12 protein-coding genes and 12 tRNA genes are annotated in these 14,720 nt (G+C 34.9%); 3 read left to right on the forward strand and 21 right to left on the reverse strand.

What is annotated here, in order from left to right:
- Positions 1–24: 24 nt before the first annotated feature.
- The 3 genes from CN692_RS17115 to CN692_RS17125 form a co-directional block, all read right to left on the reverse strand.
- Positions 25–98 (reverse strand) — tRNA-Gly (locus CN692_RS17115).
- A gap of 5 nt (positions 99–103) precedes the next feature.
- Positions 104–180 (reverse strand) — tRNA-Pro (locus tag CN692_RS17120).
- 5 nt (positions 181–185) lie between these two features.
- Positions 186–262: transfer RNA gene (locus tag CN692_RS17125), tRNA-Arg, on the reverse strand.
- Between the two features lie 582 nt (positions 263–844).
- Between CN692_RS17125 and cls the strand changes: the two genes are divergently transcribed.
- Together cls and CN692_RS17135 are read left to right on the forward strand one after the other, a co-directional pair.
- Positions 845–2,287 carry a cardiolipin synthase gene (gene cls, locus CN692_RS17130; protein WP_098120386.1) on the forward strand — a complete coding sequence of 481 codons (1,443 nt, stop codon included), beginning with the start codon at positions 845–847 and terminating at the stop codon, positions 2,285–2,287.
- A gap of 133 nt (positions 2,288–2,420) precedes the next feature.
- Positions 2,421–3,239 carry a M15 family metallopeptidase gene (locus CN692_RS17135; RefSeq protein WP_098120387.1) on the forward strand — a complete coding sequence of 273 codons (819 nt, stop codon included), beginning with the start codon at positions 2,421–2,423 and terminating at the stop codon, positions 3,237–3,239.
- Between the two features lie 268 nt (positions 3,240–3,507).
- Here the strand turns inward: CN692_RS17135 and CN692_RS17140 are convergent.
- From CN692_RS17140 to CN692_RS17185, 10 genes are all read right to left on the reverse strand, one after another.
- Positions 3,508–3,590: transfer RNA gene (locus CN692_RS17140), tRNA-Leu, on the reverse strand.
- A gap of 13 nt (positions 3,591–3,603) precedes the next feature.
- Positions 3,604–3,676, reverse strand: a tRNA-Lys gene (locus tag CN692_RS17145).
- A gap of 140 nt (positions 3,677–3,816) precedes the next feature.
- A tRNA-Gln gene (locus tag CN692_RS17150) sits at positions 3,817–3,891 on the reverse strand.
- A 301-nt stretch (positions 3,892–4,192) separates the two neighbouring features.
- A tRNA-Asp gene (locus CN692_RS17155) sits at positions 4,193–4,268 on the reverse strand.
- Between the two features lie 3 nt (positions 4,269–4,271).
- A tRNA-Met gene (locus tag CN692_RS17160) sits at positions 4,272–4,348 on the reverse strand.
- A gap of 173 nt (positions 4,349–4,521) precedes the next feature.
- Positions 4,522–4,597 (reverse strand) — tRNA-Val (locus tag CN692_RS17165).
- A gap of 12 nt (positions 4,598–4,609) precedes the next feature.
- A tRNA-Glu gene (locus tag CN692_RS17170) sits at positions 4,610–4,684 on the reverse strand.
- A gap of 11 nt (positions 4,685–4,695) precedes the next feature.
- Positions 4,696–4,786: transfer RNA gene (locus tag CN692_RS17175), tRNA-Ser, on the reverse strand.
- Between the two features lie 7 nt (positions 4,787–4,793).
- Positions 4,794–4,868 (reverse strand) — tRNA-Asn (locus tag CN692_RS17180).
- An 83-nt stretch (positions 4,869–4,951) separates the two neighbouring features.
- Complete coding sequence (locus CN692_RS17185) at positions 4,952–5,404, reverse strand: SprT family protein (protein WP_098120388.1); 453 nt, start codon at positions 5,402–5,404, stop codon at positions 4,952–4,954.
- A gap of 304 nt (positions 5,405–5,708) precedes the next feature.
- On the opposite strand from CN692_RS17185, the gene cmpA reads away from it, so the two are divergent.
- Complete coding sequence (cmpA, locus tag CN692_RS17190; RefSeq protein WP_088003988.1) at positions 5,709–5,819, forward strand: cortex morphogenetic protein CmpA; 111 nt, start codon at positions 5,709–5,711, stop codon at positions 5,817–5,819.
- Here cmpA and CN692_RS17195 read toward each other — a convergent pair.
- From CN692_RS17195 to CN692_RS17230, 8 genes are all read right to left on the reverse strand, one after another.
- Positions 5,809–8,007: a Tex family protein gene (locus CN692_RS17195; protein ID WP_098120389.1), complete on the reverse strand. Its 2,199-nt coding sequence runs from the start codon at positions 8,005–8,007 to the stop codon at positions 5,809–5,811. The two genes, cmpA and CN692_RS17195, sit on opposite strands and share 11 nt — an antisense overlap.
- A gap of 118 nt (positions 8,008–8,125) precedes the next feature.
- Complete coding sequence (ndoA, locus tag CN692_RS17200; protein WP_056476047.1) at positions 8,126–8,476, reverse strand: type II toxin-antitoxin system endoribonuclease NdoA; 351 nt, start codon at positions 8,474–8,476, stop codon at positions 8,126–8,128.
- A gap of 4 nt (positions 8,477–8,480) precedes the next feature.
- On the reverse strand, positions 8,481–8,762 hold the full coding sequence (locus tag CN692_RS17205; RefSeq protein WP_056476050.1) for a CopG family ribbon-helix-helix protein: 282 nt from the start codon (positions 8,760–8,762) through the stop codon (positions 8,481–8,483).
- 138 nt (positions 8,763–8,900) lie between these two features.
- Positions 8,901–10,073, reverse strand: coding sequence for an alanine racemase (gene alr / locus CN692_RS17210; protein ID WP_098120390.1), 1,173 nt, complete (start codon positions 10,071–10,073; stop codon positions 8,901–8,903).
- Positions 10,074–10,239: 166 nt separating this feature from the next.
- A complete protein-coding gene (locus CN692_RS17215) occupies positions 10,240–11,259 on the reverse strand; it encodes a LolA family protein (RefSeq protein ID WP_098120391.1) in 1,020 nt (339 codons plus the stop codon).
- 327 nt (positions 11,260–11,586) lie between these two features.
- Positions 11,587–11,940, reverse strand: a complete 354-nt coding sequence (gene acpS / locus CN692_RS17220; protein WP_098120392.1) for a holo-ACP synthase — start codon at positions 11,938–11,940, stop codon at positions 11,587–11,589.
- A gap of 21 nt (positions 11,941–11,961) precedes the next feature.
- On the reverse strand, positions 11,962–12,927 hold the full coding sequence (uvsE, locus tag CN692_RS17225) for a UV DNA damage repair endonuclease UvsE (RefSeq protein WP_098120423.1): 966 nt from the start codon (positions 12,925–12,927) through the stop codon (positions 11,962–11,964).
- A 126-nt stretch (positions 12,928–13,053) separates the two neighbouring features.
- Positions 13,054–14,607, reverse strand: a complete 1,554-nt coding sequence (locus CN692_RS17230; protein WP_098120393.1) for a DEAD/DEAH box helicase — start codon at positions 14,605–14,607, stop codon at positions 13,054–13,056.
- Positions 14,608–14,720: the final 113 nt, after the last annotated feature.

Here is a 14,720-nt window from a genome sequence, read left to right on the forward strand (position 1 = left end):
TTTAGTTTTCAAAGTTCAAAATAATGGAGCGGGTGATGGGAATCGAACCCACGACCGAAGCTTGGAAGGCTTCTATTTTACCATTAAACTACACCCGCGAAAATGGTCGGGAAGACAGGATTTGAACCTGCGACCCCCTGGTCCCAAACCAGGTGCTCTACCAAGCTGAGCCACTTCCCGAAATATGGCGCGCCCGAAAGGACTCGAACCCATAACCTTTTGATCCGTAGTCAAACGCTCTATCCAATTGAGCTACGGGCGCATATTTTAAAGTGTGTCGTCTTCGTTAGCGACTTTTACAGTTTATAACATCTAACTGTTTATGTCAACACTTTTTTTAAAAAGTTTTTTTAACTTTCAATGCTTACTACGATAAGCTTTCGTTGACTTCGTTAACTTCTGACGTGACTTTAACTATATTAAAGTATAAGACAATTATTGTCAACAATATTTAAGAAAAAAGTTACGATTAATTTGATTTGCAATAATATATTGCTCTTAACCGTACTACTACAGTACTTTTCCACCTCAAATTACTGATTAAATAGTAACTTTCATCAGTTTAGTTTTCTCATAATAGACATAAAGCAAATTAACATTAGTGGCATTGTTATAGTACTATTTAAAGACAACCTCCGTTAAAATGATTTGATTTTTGAAGAACTTTCTCTTCATATACTCCCACAAGCACTTAAATACTCGGTTTTGGTACCGTACCGTGAAAAATTACAGAGTAAATGATAAAATCCTTTTATTATTGAGAAAGTATACAGTTTGATTGTATACTTTGATTCATTAAATAAAACATATTAAAAGCAATCTAATTATATAGGATGTGAGTACAATGGATATAAATTTTATTACAATCCTCCTTATTGTTAATATACTGCTAGCTGGTGTTTTAATTTTTATTGAAAAGAGAGATGTTGCAGCTACGTGGGCATGGCTTATGATCCTACTTTTTATACCAATAGTCGGTTTCTTACTATACCTTTTTTTAGGCAGGCAGCTAAAACAAAAAAACTTCTATCATCTTTCAAATAAAGAAAGAAGTTACCTTCAATTAGCAGTTACTAATCAAGCAAATCAAATACATAATGATCAACACTTTATCCAAGATGAATTACTATCGAAGCATTCACATTTAATTATGATGAATTTAAAATCCGCTAATTCTTTATTAACAACTGAAAACGAGATCCAAACATTTAGTGACGGTTACGAAAAATTTAATTCGCTTTTCGAAGACATACAAAATGCCGAAAAAGAGATAAATATTCAATACTACATCATTCAACGTGACTCGTTAGGAAAAAAGCTTAGAGACGAACTTACAAAGAAGGCAGAAAAAGGCGTAAAAGTACGAGTTCTGTACGATGACATTGGTTCGAAAAAAATCACTCCCTCTTTTTTCAAAGATCTTGTTAAACACGGAGGTGAGGTAAAAGCTTTCTTCCCTTCCTTCTTAAGACTCATCAATTTTCGATTAAACAATAGAAATCACAGAAAACTTTGTATTATTGATGGGAGAATTGCTTATATAGGAGGTTTTAATGTCGGGGACGAGTATCTTGGAATTGATAAGAAATTTGGTTACTGGAGAGACACCCATTTTCGAATAAAAGGTGATTCAGTAAATCAAATTCAAGGGCGATTTATATTAGACTGGCAACAAGCTACTAAACAACATGTACATATTATAGAGGAATTTACATTTAATAATGTGGAAAGTATCGGAAATACTCCCATACAAATTGTTGCTAGTGGGCCAAATTCGGAAACAGAGCATTTAAAAAATATGTACGTTAAACTAATTACGTCTGCTAAACAAAGCGTTTATATTCAAACCCCTTACTTTATTCCTGATGCTAGCATTATGGACGCTTGTAAAATTGCTGCATTATCTGGAATTGATGTTAGAATAATGATTCCAAGTAAACCTGACCACCCATTCGTACATTGGGCATCACTATCATACGCAGGCGAACTATTATCCTACGGAGCAAAAATATTGCTATACGAAAATGGATTTTTGCATGCTAAAACAATCGTAATAGACCAAGAAGTTGCTTCAGTTGGAACTACTAACATTGATACACGTAGTTTTAAATTAAATTTTGAAATTAACGCGATCGTCTATTCAGAAAAAGAATCATCCAATCTACAAGACCTTTTTATATCTGATAGTAAATATTCCAGTGAACTTACTCTTGAAAAGTATCAAGCGAGAACAGTTTTTATAAAAATAAAGGAAGCTATTTCTCGACTTCTATCTCCAATATTATAAATTACTAAAAACATTACTAAATTGTAATGTTTTTTTATATTGCCAAATAAGTTTTAAATTGAAAGAACACGTATTCTAATGAATAATTAAAATAGTTAACAGATTATTACACAAATTAATTAGAAGGTGAACTATGAGAAGAATCAAGAAGATTTTAGTAAGTTGTTTAGCTATTTTATCTTTGTGGATCAGTTTTTTTACAAATCCAAACTCTACTTATGCATCAAATAAAGTTTACACCGTAACTGCAAGTAAACTAAATGTTCGTAGCGGCCCTAGCACAGCATCTAAGTTGATTGGTACTGTGAAAAAAGGTCAATATTTAACGGTTATGAATAAACAAGCTAATGGATGGTATAAAATTAAATTTAAAAGTAAAACAGGATTTATTAGTGGGAAGTATGTCATTTCAGAGTTCACTAATATTAAATCATTAGATAAAAGTATGATCGTTGATTTACGCTATAATACAACGAATAACTTTACCGGCAAACGTATATATAATTTTAGCCAAGCCATCCTTAGGACGAGCACAGCCAAAAAATTAGCTAAAGCAAACTCTATTCTAAAAAAACAAGGATATACGATTAAAGTTTGGGATGCTTACCGTCCTTTATCAGCTCAACAAACACTTTGGAAGGCATATCCTAATTCAGATTATGTTGCTAAGCCTAATCCAAAAAATATACGCGGACACCAACTAGGTGCAACACTAGATATAACATTGTGTACATTGGATGGAAAAGAAGTTCAAATGCAATCCAGATTCGATGATTTTTCATCCCGTGCTTCTCGAAGCTATAAGCGAAATAGTGTACAAGAAAAGAATTATCAAATCATGGATAAAGCGATGAGGCAAGCCGGTTTCTTGGGCTATTTAAAAGAATGGTGGCATTACTCTGATACAAATCAAAAATTCAAACCGCTTCAAGTAAATCCAGCTAATTATTAATGTTACGACTCACTTTTGGAATATATCAAAAGTGAGTTTTTTAGTATAGTCTATCCCTATAGATCAGTAGTTTTATAAAAACGCGCATCAATGTGTAACAAGTGGTTATCATGAATATTCTTTTAAAATAGCCTTTTTTACTAATTTAGTGAACAAAAAAAGTGATTTCTTAAGTACTAAAAATTTACAATTATTTCTTTACTAATGTCAATCAACACAAAAAAGACACCCTACAATTGTAAGATGCCTTGAAAAGTCATAATTAAGATGCGGCCGAGAGGACTTGAACCTCCACGGAGAAACCTCCACTAGGCCCTCAACCTAGCGCGTCTGCCATTCCGCCACGACCGCGAATAAACAAAAGTGAGCCATGAAGGATTCGAACCTTCGACCCTCTGATTAAAAGTCAGATGCTCTACCAACTGAGCTAATGGCTCGTATTAACAAGTTTATAAATACATGATAGTACAAGTACAACTAAAAACCAACTATTTTTAAACTTACTTACTGTTTACACGATCGCATTTAAGATAAAAGCAAATCCCTCTACCTTAAACATTACTATTCAAAATAAAAATGGCTGGGCTACCTGGATTCGAACCAGGGCATGACGGAATCAAAATCCGTTGCCTTACCGCTTGGCTATAGCCCAATGAATTAGCTGCATGCTCTACTCCACCGAATAAACTACGTGAATATGCACCGCAGGATTTTTTTTATGTTGTATTGATTTACCTCTCGATTAAACCTCTCAAGATAAAAAACAATCCGATATTTCAATATTCTTCTTTACCTAATGTGCGAATATGCTACATGAAGTAACACCGCAGGATTGTCTTATGTAGTATTGTATTTACCCCTCGAAACTACTCCTCAAGATAAAAAAAATTCAACCATCCCACTACTATTTTTCTCCAAATAAAGAAAAAAATACTACAAACTGTAGTAATTAATGGCGGTCCCGACCGGGATCGAACCGGCGATCTCCTGCGTGACAGGCAGGCATGTTAACCGCTACACCACGGGACCATTTGGTTGCGGGGACAGGATTTGAACCTGCGACCTTCGGGTTATGAGCCCGACGAGCTACCAGACTGCTCCACCCCGCGATAATGTGGATACTATTTTATTAGATCCATGAAGTTTATTTCGTTAAGACCATCCCAATCTCAGGATGTTTATGCAAGTAGCAGCTCGATTGGTATGCTGAAGTTATTACTTCGAAGCATATTCGTTCGTGCTCCACCCCGCGATAATAAAAGTTTATATCATTTTAAAGAAATGGTGGAGGATGACGGGCTCGAACCGCCGACCCCCTGCTTGTAAGGCAGGTGCTCTCCCAGCTGAGCTAATCCTCCGGGATAAAATATTGGTGACCCGTACGGGACTCGAACCCGTGTTACCGCCGTGAAAGGGCGGTGTCTTAACCGCTTGACCAACGGGCCAAAAAAAAATATGGCAGAGAAGAAGGGATTCGAACCCTCGCACCGCGTTAACGATCTACACCCTTAGCAGGGGCGCCCCTTGAGCCACTTGGGTACTTCTCTATAATAATGGCTCCGCAGGTAGGATTCGAACCTACGACCACTCGGTTAACAGCCGAGTGCTCTACCACTGAGCTACTGCGGAAAAATTTAAATCAATTCGTCATGTGCTGCAACATGATGACAAGTATTAATATAAACTATACATATATTCCCTGTCAACACTATTTATAATTGTTTTAATGGACTTTTACATATTCCACATACAAAGCGCTTTGTGTCTACTTTTCTTTTTCTTAAGAAGTCTTGTCCACACCCAACACATCTATATTTATATTTATAAGAATGTGTTCTTTTCTTTATAGAATTTAGTGGTTTACAGTATCTAGGCGCACCTACTTTTTTTAGTAGGTCTTTAAAATCTTTATCCTCGTGTTTATATCCTTTCTTCATAATATGAAGATGATAGTGACACAGCTCGTGTAATATAATTCCCTTTAGCTCTTCGATTCCGTGTTCTTGATAGTATAATTTATTTAATTCGATATTACTATTTTTTAATAAATACCTTCCACCAGTAGTTCTCAATCTAGTATTGAAGGAAGCTTGATGGAGAAATGGCCGTCCGAAATAGGCAATCGATAGGTCTTCTACTAATTTTTGTATCTCCTCATTGTCCATTTATAGATCGCCACCTCTTTTTCTTCTTTATTCTAACTAAACAACTCACATTTTTCTGGGTATGTGCATACATTAAACATACAAATGAGAATTTCAAAAGATCTTATTAGTACGATTTATGCTAAATGGGCTGCTCTTAGTAAATCTCTCTACAACGGCGTAATTTTTACTATCCAAAATGAACAATACAGTTATCCTTTTTATACAATGTATCGGAAGGTTACCCCTCACTCATTTATTTCATCGCCCATCTCAATAGTTAAGATGGGCGAAGATTTTTAAGTTGGAGGTTTTCATCATGGTAATGCCTAGTTGGCTTAAGACTCAAATGCAGAAAGCATTTTATGAAAAGAACCGTTATCAAATAAAGTTATTAAATCAATGTTGGTTTTATTATCAAAAAATTAAGCTTTGACTTTTTCTTTTGCATCAATTGGCAGCATAGATAAGCCTACTCTTTGTTTCTTTTGATCTACTTCAGCAATCCATACTTTTACTACTTGTCCAACTGATACAACGTCTAGTGGATGTTTTATAAATTTACTACTCATTCTTGAAATATGAACAAGACCGTCATTCTTTAATCCTATATCTACAAATGCACCAAAATCGACTACATTTCTTACTGTTCCTTCAAGCTCCATGCCTATTTTTAAGTCTTCAATTTGAAGAACATCTTGGCGAAGGATTGGTGCTGCTAATTCGTCTCGTAAATCTCTTTCAGGTTGTGTTAATGAACCTAAAATATCATTCAGTGTAATTAAACCAATATCAAGTTGTTCTGATATTTCTTCTAAGTTTAGCGTCTTTAACTTTTCTTTTAGTTCTTTTGAACCAATTTGATTTGTTGAGAAATTTAATTGCTTTAATAGTTTTTTTACTTGCACATAATTCTCCGGATGAATACTTGTACGATCTAAAGGTTCATCCCCTTCGACAACGCGCAAGAATCCAATACATTGTTCGTATGTTTTTGCACCTAGTCTCGGTATCGTTTTAAGCTCTTTTCGATTTGTAATTTTCCCTTTTTCATCACGATAATTAACGATATTTTTCGCCACCGTTTTGGACAAGCCCGATACATGTTGTAATAGCGAAACTGATGCTGTATTTACATTTACACCTACTTGGTTAACTGATGTTTCAACAACAAACGATAGTGATTCATTCAGACTTTTTTGAGAAACGTCATGTTGGTATAATCCTACGCCAACAGATTTAGGGTCAATTTTAACCAATTCAGCTAACGGATCTTGTAATCTTCTTGCGATTGATACCGCACTTCTTTCCTCAACTTGGAAATTTGGAAACTCTTCTCGCGCTAGTTCCGAAGCAGAATACACGCTCGCTCCAGCTTCATTTACGATTACATAGTAAATACTATTTTTCATTTCTTTTAGAATTTCAGATATAAATAGCTCAGTTTCACGAGACGCTGTTCCGTTTCCAATTGCAATCATCTCTATTTTATATTTGATAAGAATATCTTTAATTTTTGCAATTGCTTGCTCTCTTTTATTTCTTTGAACTTCTTCTCTTTCACCTTTGAAAGGATGCGGATAAATAACATCAATTTTAAGTACTTTACCTGTTTCATCTACAACGGCTAATTTACAACCTGTACGGAATGCAGGGTCAACTCCAAGAACGATTTTTCCTTTTAATGGTGGCTGTAGCAATAGTGAGCGTAAGTTTTCTGAGAAAATATTAATTGCATGAGAATCAGCTTTTTCGGATAATTCCTTACGAATCTCTCTTTCAATTGAAGTTTGAATTAATCGTTTATAAGCATCCTCAACAACTTCTTTTAAAATTAGTCGCACAAAAGTTTCCTTTATCATAACTTTTCTTTCTAAATATGAAATGATTTCATCAAAAGGCGATTGAACTGCAACCCTTAAAATATCTTCTTTCTCCGCACGATTCATTGCTAGTATTCTATGTGGAACAATCCTTGCAATTGGCTCAGAGTATTCATAATACATTTCATAAACTTTTTTCTCGTCTTTATCGGCATCTTTTACAGTACTATCAATTGTTCCTTTTTTAAATGTAACTTCACGAATCCACTTTCGATATGTAGCATCGTCTGCAATCCATTCCGCAATAATGTCTTTTCCACCTTGAATAACTTCATCAGCTGTACTAACTTCAAGTTCAATATTTATGTATTTTAATGCCTCTTCTGCTAACGTGCCTTCTTTTGGCATCGAGAATAACCACTCTGCAAATGGTTCTAACCCTTTATCTTTTGCGACCGTAGCACGAGTCCTTCTTTTTTCTTTATATGGTCGGTATAAATCCTCTACTTCTTGTAGCTTTGTTGCTAACGTAATACTTTTACGTAATTCATCAGTCAACTTTCCTTTTTCCTCAATTAAACGGATTACTTCATCTTTTCGTGTTTGAAGATTTACAGCATACTCATATTTCTCCAAGATCGAATGAATTTGAACTTCATCAAGAGAACCCGTCTTTTCTTTTCGGTACCTGGCAATAAAGGGAATTGTATTTCCTTCTTCCTTTAATTCAATGACAGTAGCTACTTGTTTCAAAGTAATAGATAAATCAGATGCTATTTTATTAATCAATTGCTGTGACATAATTTAACGCCTCCAATTTTTGGGAATTATATAAGACCTAAAATAACCCTTTCAAGTCGAAAGGGTTATAAAACATTAATTATAATTTATGTAGATAAAGCTGCTAAAAAAAGCAACTTTAAAAATCAACAAGTCCTAAACTGATTTGCAACGCTTCATCAACCTGATCCATCATCTCATCGTCAAGATGTGTTATCTTATCGGTTAATCGCTGTTTGTCAATCGTTCGAATTTGCTCTAGTAGTATAACCGAATCACGTTCAAATCCATATTTTTTAGCATCGATTTCAACATGTGTTGGAAGCTTTGCTTTTTGGATTTGTGCTGTAATCGCAGCGACTATAACGGTAGGACTAAAACGATTACCGATATCATTTTGTATTATGAGAACCGGACGAACTCCACCTTGTTCCGAGCCAACTACAGGGGAAAGGTCTGCAAAATATACGTCGCCACGTTTTACTATCAAGTGATTACCCCCCGCTAACTAAGCGCTCCACTTTAGAATCCGCTTCAGACTCAGCATAGAATGACTCAGAAGATATTAATAAGTTGATTTTAGCCATTTCCATGTATCCGCGTCGCATATGTTCACGACTTTGGCGTCTTTTACGATCTTTTAAAAACATCTTAGTCGCTTGATAAATATACTCATTTCGATTACCGTTTTCTTGCTTTACTAATCCATCTAGTTCGCTTACTACGTGTTTTGGTAAACGTACTGTTATTTCAGTTGTCGCATTTAGTTCGGACAAGTTTCAGCACCTCCAGAATCAACTATTACCCATATATCTCCCTATACTACATCATACCATTATTTTCAGTGATTGGAAAGACACATATCTTCGTTTATCTTAACCAAATAACGGTGTTTCATACTTTAATACATCAAATTACAATTTATCTGATACTAGATAATTACTGACTGACTTAATATTTCCATTCTTTTTATATACTCTTGGTACCCGATGATTCAGAAGGCAAGTTACTTCATAATTGATTGTATTCATGTGTATAGCCACGTCCTCAGCCGTAACAGCTCCGTCTTTATTTTCTCCTATTAACGTCACTTTTGTACCAACAGGATAATGCTTTGAAAGCTTGATCATACACTGATCCATACAAACTCTACCAACGATTTCTGCCTTTTCACCTTCCACTAGTACAGAAAAGCCTTGCATATCTCTTAGCCATCCATCTGCATAACCAACTGGTAATGTAGCAATCCACTCTGAGTCAGAAGTAAAATACGTTGCTCCATAACTTACACCACTATTCGATGGTAACTGTTTAATATGTGAGATTTTCGTATAAAGCGATAGTGCGGGCTTTAATGTAAATGGCAGCAATGGCTTTATCTCTAAAGATGGAGTTAAACCATACATGATAATTCCAACTCGAACTGTGTTAAATAGGTTAGTTTCTAATGCAGCCGCTGCGCTGTTCGCACAATGAATTAGCTCAGGCGCAAATCCACTACTCTTAACCCATTCGATACATTCATAAAATGTCTTTAATTGCTGATTAAAATAGGATTTATTTAACTCATCGGCAGTAGCAAAATGTGTAAACAATCCTTCTAATTTAATCGATGGATTATCTTGTAAGATCGATGCTGCTCGTTCCCACTCCGATTTTGTCTTTAAGCCTAACCTACCCATCCCGGTATCAAATTTAATATGAATCATTGTACCATCAGTATTTTTTAGATTTTGAGAAATACCTTCTAACCAATCAACATTATATGCTGTTAAAGTTAATTTATGCTCAATTGCGACGTTTATATCCTCTGGTCTAGTTGCACCTAAAACTAAAATTGGTGCTTCTATTCCTGCATTACGCAGAAATATCCCTTCATCAATAAAAGCGACTAATAATCTTGTTGCTCCAGACTTTAATGCTTGTTTAGCTACTTCTACATAACCGTGTCCATATGCATTCGCCTTTAAAGCTACATAAATTTCTTGATGATTTGGGTAAAGCGATACAATATTTTTAATGTTTTCTTCAATTGCATCTAAATCCACTTCTACCCAAGTGTCGCGATAAAATGGTGTTTCTGTCATGATTTACACTTCCTTATCGATTTACCCATTACTCTTTTTATATGTGTTAAATTATTTGCTTATTTTACTATAAATGTCAACCAATATACTACTCATTCACAGTTTATTTGAAATTTAAAAAGGCGTGATAAAGCATCATCACGCCCTTTTAAGTTTGGAAAAAATATTATTTTGTGCCTGTATCTCCGACTGATTGAGCAACTTGAATTAATTCGCTTTGAGTTAAGTTTTTAGAAACAATCGTAAAGTCTGTTCCGCCATATGACCATGTGATCATCTTATCTGATAGTGCCCCTACGGTTTTTCCTAAATCAACTGGTTCACCAGTGATTTCCATTGTTGTACCAGACTCTGTAATCTTCGCTTTTTGCTCAATTAAAGTAAACGATTTTTTATCACCTTTATATGAAAGGATAACTTGAACACCAGTATTAGTTTTTACTTCTTGTTGGTCATCAAGCACTACACCATTCATCAAATAATTAGGGTAAAGTGTAACTAATAAATTAGGATCATTTTCTGGATTAGTTGATGTAGGTACACTTAAACGAGCGCTTGTCATATTTTTCTTCACGTCAAATGCGTCGCTATCAAACTTAGCATTGTATTCTACTTTATCAAATTTAACGTCCAACACTACATTTTTATCTGTATCTAATAATTTTACCGATTCAGGTGTTAAACCTTTTTTATTAAATGTAATTTCTTGTGTTGGGAGTAATTGTCTATTTGTATAATTTGTTTTCGTTTCAAAAACATAGCCTTTTTTAGTTGTTTTAAATGTTGCATTTTTATCCTGTACTAGGTCATTAACCAATGATTCTGGTAAGTATGGCTGACTGCTGTTTGATGGCCAATCACTTTGGAAGCGATAGCTTTTATTTAATGCTGGTGTTAAAACGAATACACCTTCTTTGTTTCTTAAAATAATTTGATTTTGATCGCTCTTAGCATTTTTTAATTGTACACGATAGTAAGAAGGCTTTTTGTGCCAAATGACAACTTCATACTTTTGTGGATCGTTGCCATTATTAATTGTTAATGTTGCATCCGCCTTATAACCATTCATTTTTTCAATCTGATTGCTAAGAGAACCTACTACATCATCTTTCGATTTCGTTCCACATGCAGCTAATGATAGTACTAACATGACAGTCAAAAGCATCGCTACAAGCTTTTTCTTCATTTCCCCAGCTCCTTTGTTCCTCTATTGTAAAAAAAGAGAATCTCATGCAAAGGCAATTGAATAAATGTGCGCGAGTAGCTTAGAAGTTTAATCTTGATTTATTCATGCACGTTGCAACCTTGCTTCTCATATCCTCATAAAACTATATGAGGTCAAGCTTTAAAATATGCAGACTAGCATGACAAGCTAAATTAAAATATTTTTAAAGAAAACGAGCCAAATGGCGAAAAAAGTGCTGTAGTTATGGGGATTTTTCTTCTACGGTGCATTGTTAATTTACAAAAAAAGAACAGCCACTCCATAGATGAGTGACTGCTTGAAAACTGTTTAGATTTGCTGTAAAACCACTTGAGCAGCAGCATAATGTTCAGTATGCGTAATCGATAAAAACGGTATAAATGGTAAATCAACAGTTAAAACAGGCTTACCTTTCTCATCGTTTAAAATTTCAATGTCTTGAAACCCTATCTCTTTTCCAATGCCAGTTCCAAATGCTTTTGAGCAAGCCTCTTTTGCTGCAAATCTACCTGACAAAAATTCTAATTTTCTACGCTCCGATAAGTTTTTGTATATTCCATATTCTGCTTCAGTCAGAATCCTTTTAGAAAAACGCGGCTGCGAAATAATAATTTCTTTCATTCTTTCGATTTCAACTAAATCCAACCCAATACCTACAATCATATTCCCCCTACTTTCTAAGTACTACGGTTTAAAATAAAAGCTTGCACCATTAATAACCTCAACTGAAGGATGATCTTTCATATCTTCCATTAATTGAAAGAGTGCATTATCTTTTTGTTTTGCTTCAATCATACAATCAATTTGATCAACCGAGCCATATATTTCATTTAAAAACGTAATAAACAGATTCGAATCTACAAAATCGGCATGAGCCCGAATATCTTTCTCATCTCTAGGGCTTGATATATGCATTTTCATTGGTAAACTGGAATCTCTCCACGTATTAACAGCATCGCCCCAACTTTTTACCCAGTCTTCATTTTCATGATTGACTAAGTGATGATGATAGTCAAATACAAGTGGCACGCCTAATTTTTCACAAGCATATAACGTTTCTTCAAATGTAAAAGTAGTATCATCATTCTCAAACATTAACATTTTCTGAATGGACGCTGGAACTAAGCTGAAATTTTCGATTAATTGTTCGAGTGATTTTTCTTTATCATCATATCCTCCACCAATATGTAATACACATCTTTGTTCAGGGTTAATTCTCATACCTTTTAATAACTGATAGTGCATTTTCAAGGTTTTAAGAGATGTTTTTAATAAGTCTTCATCTGTAGAGTTTAAAATAACAAAATGATCTGGATGAAAATCAATTCTCATTTCATTAGCAAGTGCAAATTTACCTAACTCAAGCAAACCTTCCTTTAATGGCTTGATATAATTCCAATCTGCCACTTCTTCATGATTCGCTAAAGGAATCAATTTACTACTTAGTCGAAAAAATGATATATCATGTCCCTTATTATGCTTTAGTAATCTTAAGCAGTTGTTAATATTTGTATTAGCAATTTGTTCTAACTTACGAATAGCCGCTTCTTTATCCTTTTGCTTTAAAAACTGTGTAACTGTCATAGTTTTTGAAGGTGAAGCATTTTGTAAGTTCATACTCATTGCAACATACCCAAGTCTTACTAGCATTTTCATTCCAACTCTCATATGTTTTTTAATTAGTGTATGGAATCTATCCAAATTCACACATATAGAAGAGAATAAAATTACAAACAAAAAGGTACATGGATTTTACCATGTACCTTAACTAATAACTTATTTACTGCTGTCTTGTGGTTTACGTTGTCCACCACGGTTGTTATCACGAGGACCTTCGCTACGTTTGTTACGGAAACTTCCGCCACGGTTATCACGGTCTCCACGACGTCCATCTCCACGACGATTATCGCTACGACGTCCATCTCCACCGCCGCTACGTCTATTTTCTCCACGACGGTATCCGCCGCCACCGTTTCCGCCGTTTCCACCGCGTCCGCCACGGTCACGTTTGACCATTGGTGGCTCATCAGTTAAACGAATTGGTGTTTCATTTGGCTCTTTTGTTAACATTTTTAAAGCTGCAGCTACAACACTTACAGAATCATGCTCTTCAAGTAATTCTTCTGCAATACGTTTGTAGAACGCTAAATTATCACTTTCCATAGTCGAAGTTAATTTCTCTGCAATGATACGTTGTTGACTTTCAATTGCTTCGTCTAATGTAGGTGCAGTCATACGTTCCATACGACGCTTAGTTGTACGTTCGATATTTTTTAATTGATTAAACTCACGAGGAGTAATAAATAACATCGCTATACCTGATTTTCCAGCACGACCAGTACGTCCAATTCGGTGAACATAGCTCTCAGGATCTTGTGGAATATCAAAGTTGTATACATGTGTAACGCCAGAAATATCTAATCCACGAGCTGCTACATCAGTTGCAACTAAAACATCAATTGAACCAGATTTAAATTTACGAAGTACTTGCTCACGTTTTGCTTGTGATAAATCACCATGAATACCTTCTGCAGCATAACCACGTAAGTTTAATGCTTCTGATAATTCATCAACACGACGTTTTGTACGACCAAAAATAATTGCTAATTCTGGTGTTTGAATATCTAATAAACGTGTAAGAACGTCAAACTTTTTCTTTTCTTGAACTTCAATAAAATGTTGTTCAATGTTAGGCATTGTAACTTCTTTTGCTTTTACTTTTACAATTTGTGGATTTGTCATGAAAGTTTCTGCAATGCGACGAATTGGATCAGGCATTGTAGCAGAGAAAAGAAGTGTTTGTTTGTTTTCTGGAACTTCTTTTAAGATCGCTTCAATATCTTCAATGAATCCCATGTTTAACATTTCATCCGCTTCATCTAAAACAACTGTATTTACATTGTTTAGGCGAATTGTACGACGGTTAATATGGTCTTGAATACGACCAGGAGTTCCTACAATAATATGTGGGAATTTTTTTAATGAACGCATTTGACGATTAATATCTTGTCCACCGTAAATCGGAAGGATTTTAACACCTTTATTCATACCGATTTTGTGTAATTCTTCGCCAACTTGAATAGCTAGCTCTCGCGTAGGAGCGATAACAAGTCCTTGGACATTGCTACTATCTACATCAATTTTTTCTAGTAATGGAATACCGAAAGCGGCTGTTTTACCAGTACCAGTTTGCGCTTGACCAATTACATCATGGCCTTGTTTTGCTAATGGAATAGTCTGCGCTTGAATTGGTGTAGCTTCCTCGAAGCCTAATTTTTCAATCGCAAACAGGATTTTACTACTTAATCCTAATTCTTGAAATGTTGTCAATTTGGTTAATCTCCTTTGTATCTCAATTGATCTATAAAAATTTAAAATATTATATGTTTCGTGACTGTTCATATGGAAGGTTCGTTTTTAGTGGCAAACAATAGTCCGAAGTA

The organism is Bacillus sp. AFS002410 (genome assembly GCF_002556365.1).
In the GTDB taxonomy this organism is placed as follows: domain Bacteria; phylum Bacillota; class Bacilli; order Bacillales; family Bacillaceae_G; genus Gottfriedia.

Coding starts and splice junctions, on each gene's coding strand:
- CN692_RS17195 (WP_098120389.1), bottom strand. CDS start 8,007: ATGTCACAGCAATTGATTAATAAAATAGCATCTGATTTATCTATTACT.
- cls (WP_098120386.1), top strand. CDS start 845: ATGGATATAAATTTTATTACAATCCTCCTTATTGTTAATATACTGCTA.
- uvsE (WP_098120423.1), bottom strand. CDS start 12,927: ATGCTAGTAAGACTTGGGTATGTTGCAATGAGTATGAACTTACAAAAT.
- alr (WP_098120390.1), bottom strand. CDS start 10,073: ATGACAGAAACACCATTTTATCGCGACACTTGGGTAGAAGTGGATTTA.
- acpS (WP_098120392.1), bottom strand. CDS start 11,940: ATGATTGTAGGTATTGGGTTGGATTTAGTTGAAATCGAAAGAATGAAA.
- cmpA (WP_088003988.1), top strand. CDS start 5,709: ATGCCTAGTTGGCTTAAGACTCAAATGCAGAAAGCATTTTATGAAAAG.
- CN692_RS17185 (WP_098120388.1), bottom strand. CDS start 5,404: ATGGACAATGAGGAGATACAAAAATTAGTAGAAGACCTATCGATTGCC.
- CN692_RS17135 (WP_098120387.1), top strand. CDS start 2,421: ATGAGAAGAATCAAGAAGATTTTAGTAAGTTGTTTAGCTATTTTATCT.
- CN692_RS17215 (WP_098120391.1), bottom strand. CDS start 11,259: ATGAAGAAAAAGCTTGTAGCGATGCTTTTGACTGTCATGTTAGTACTA.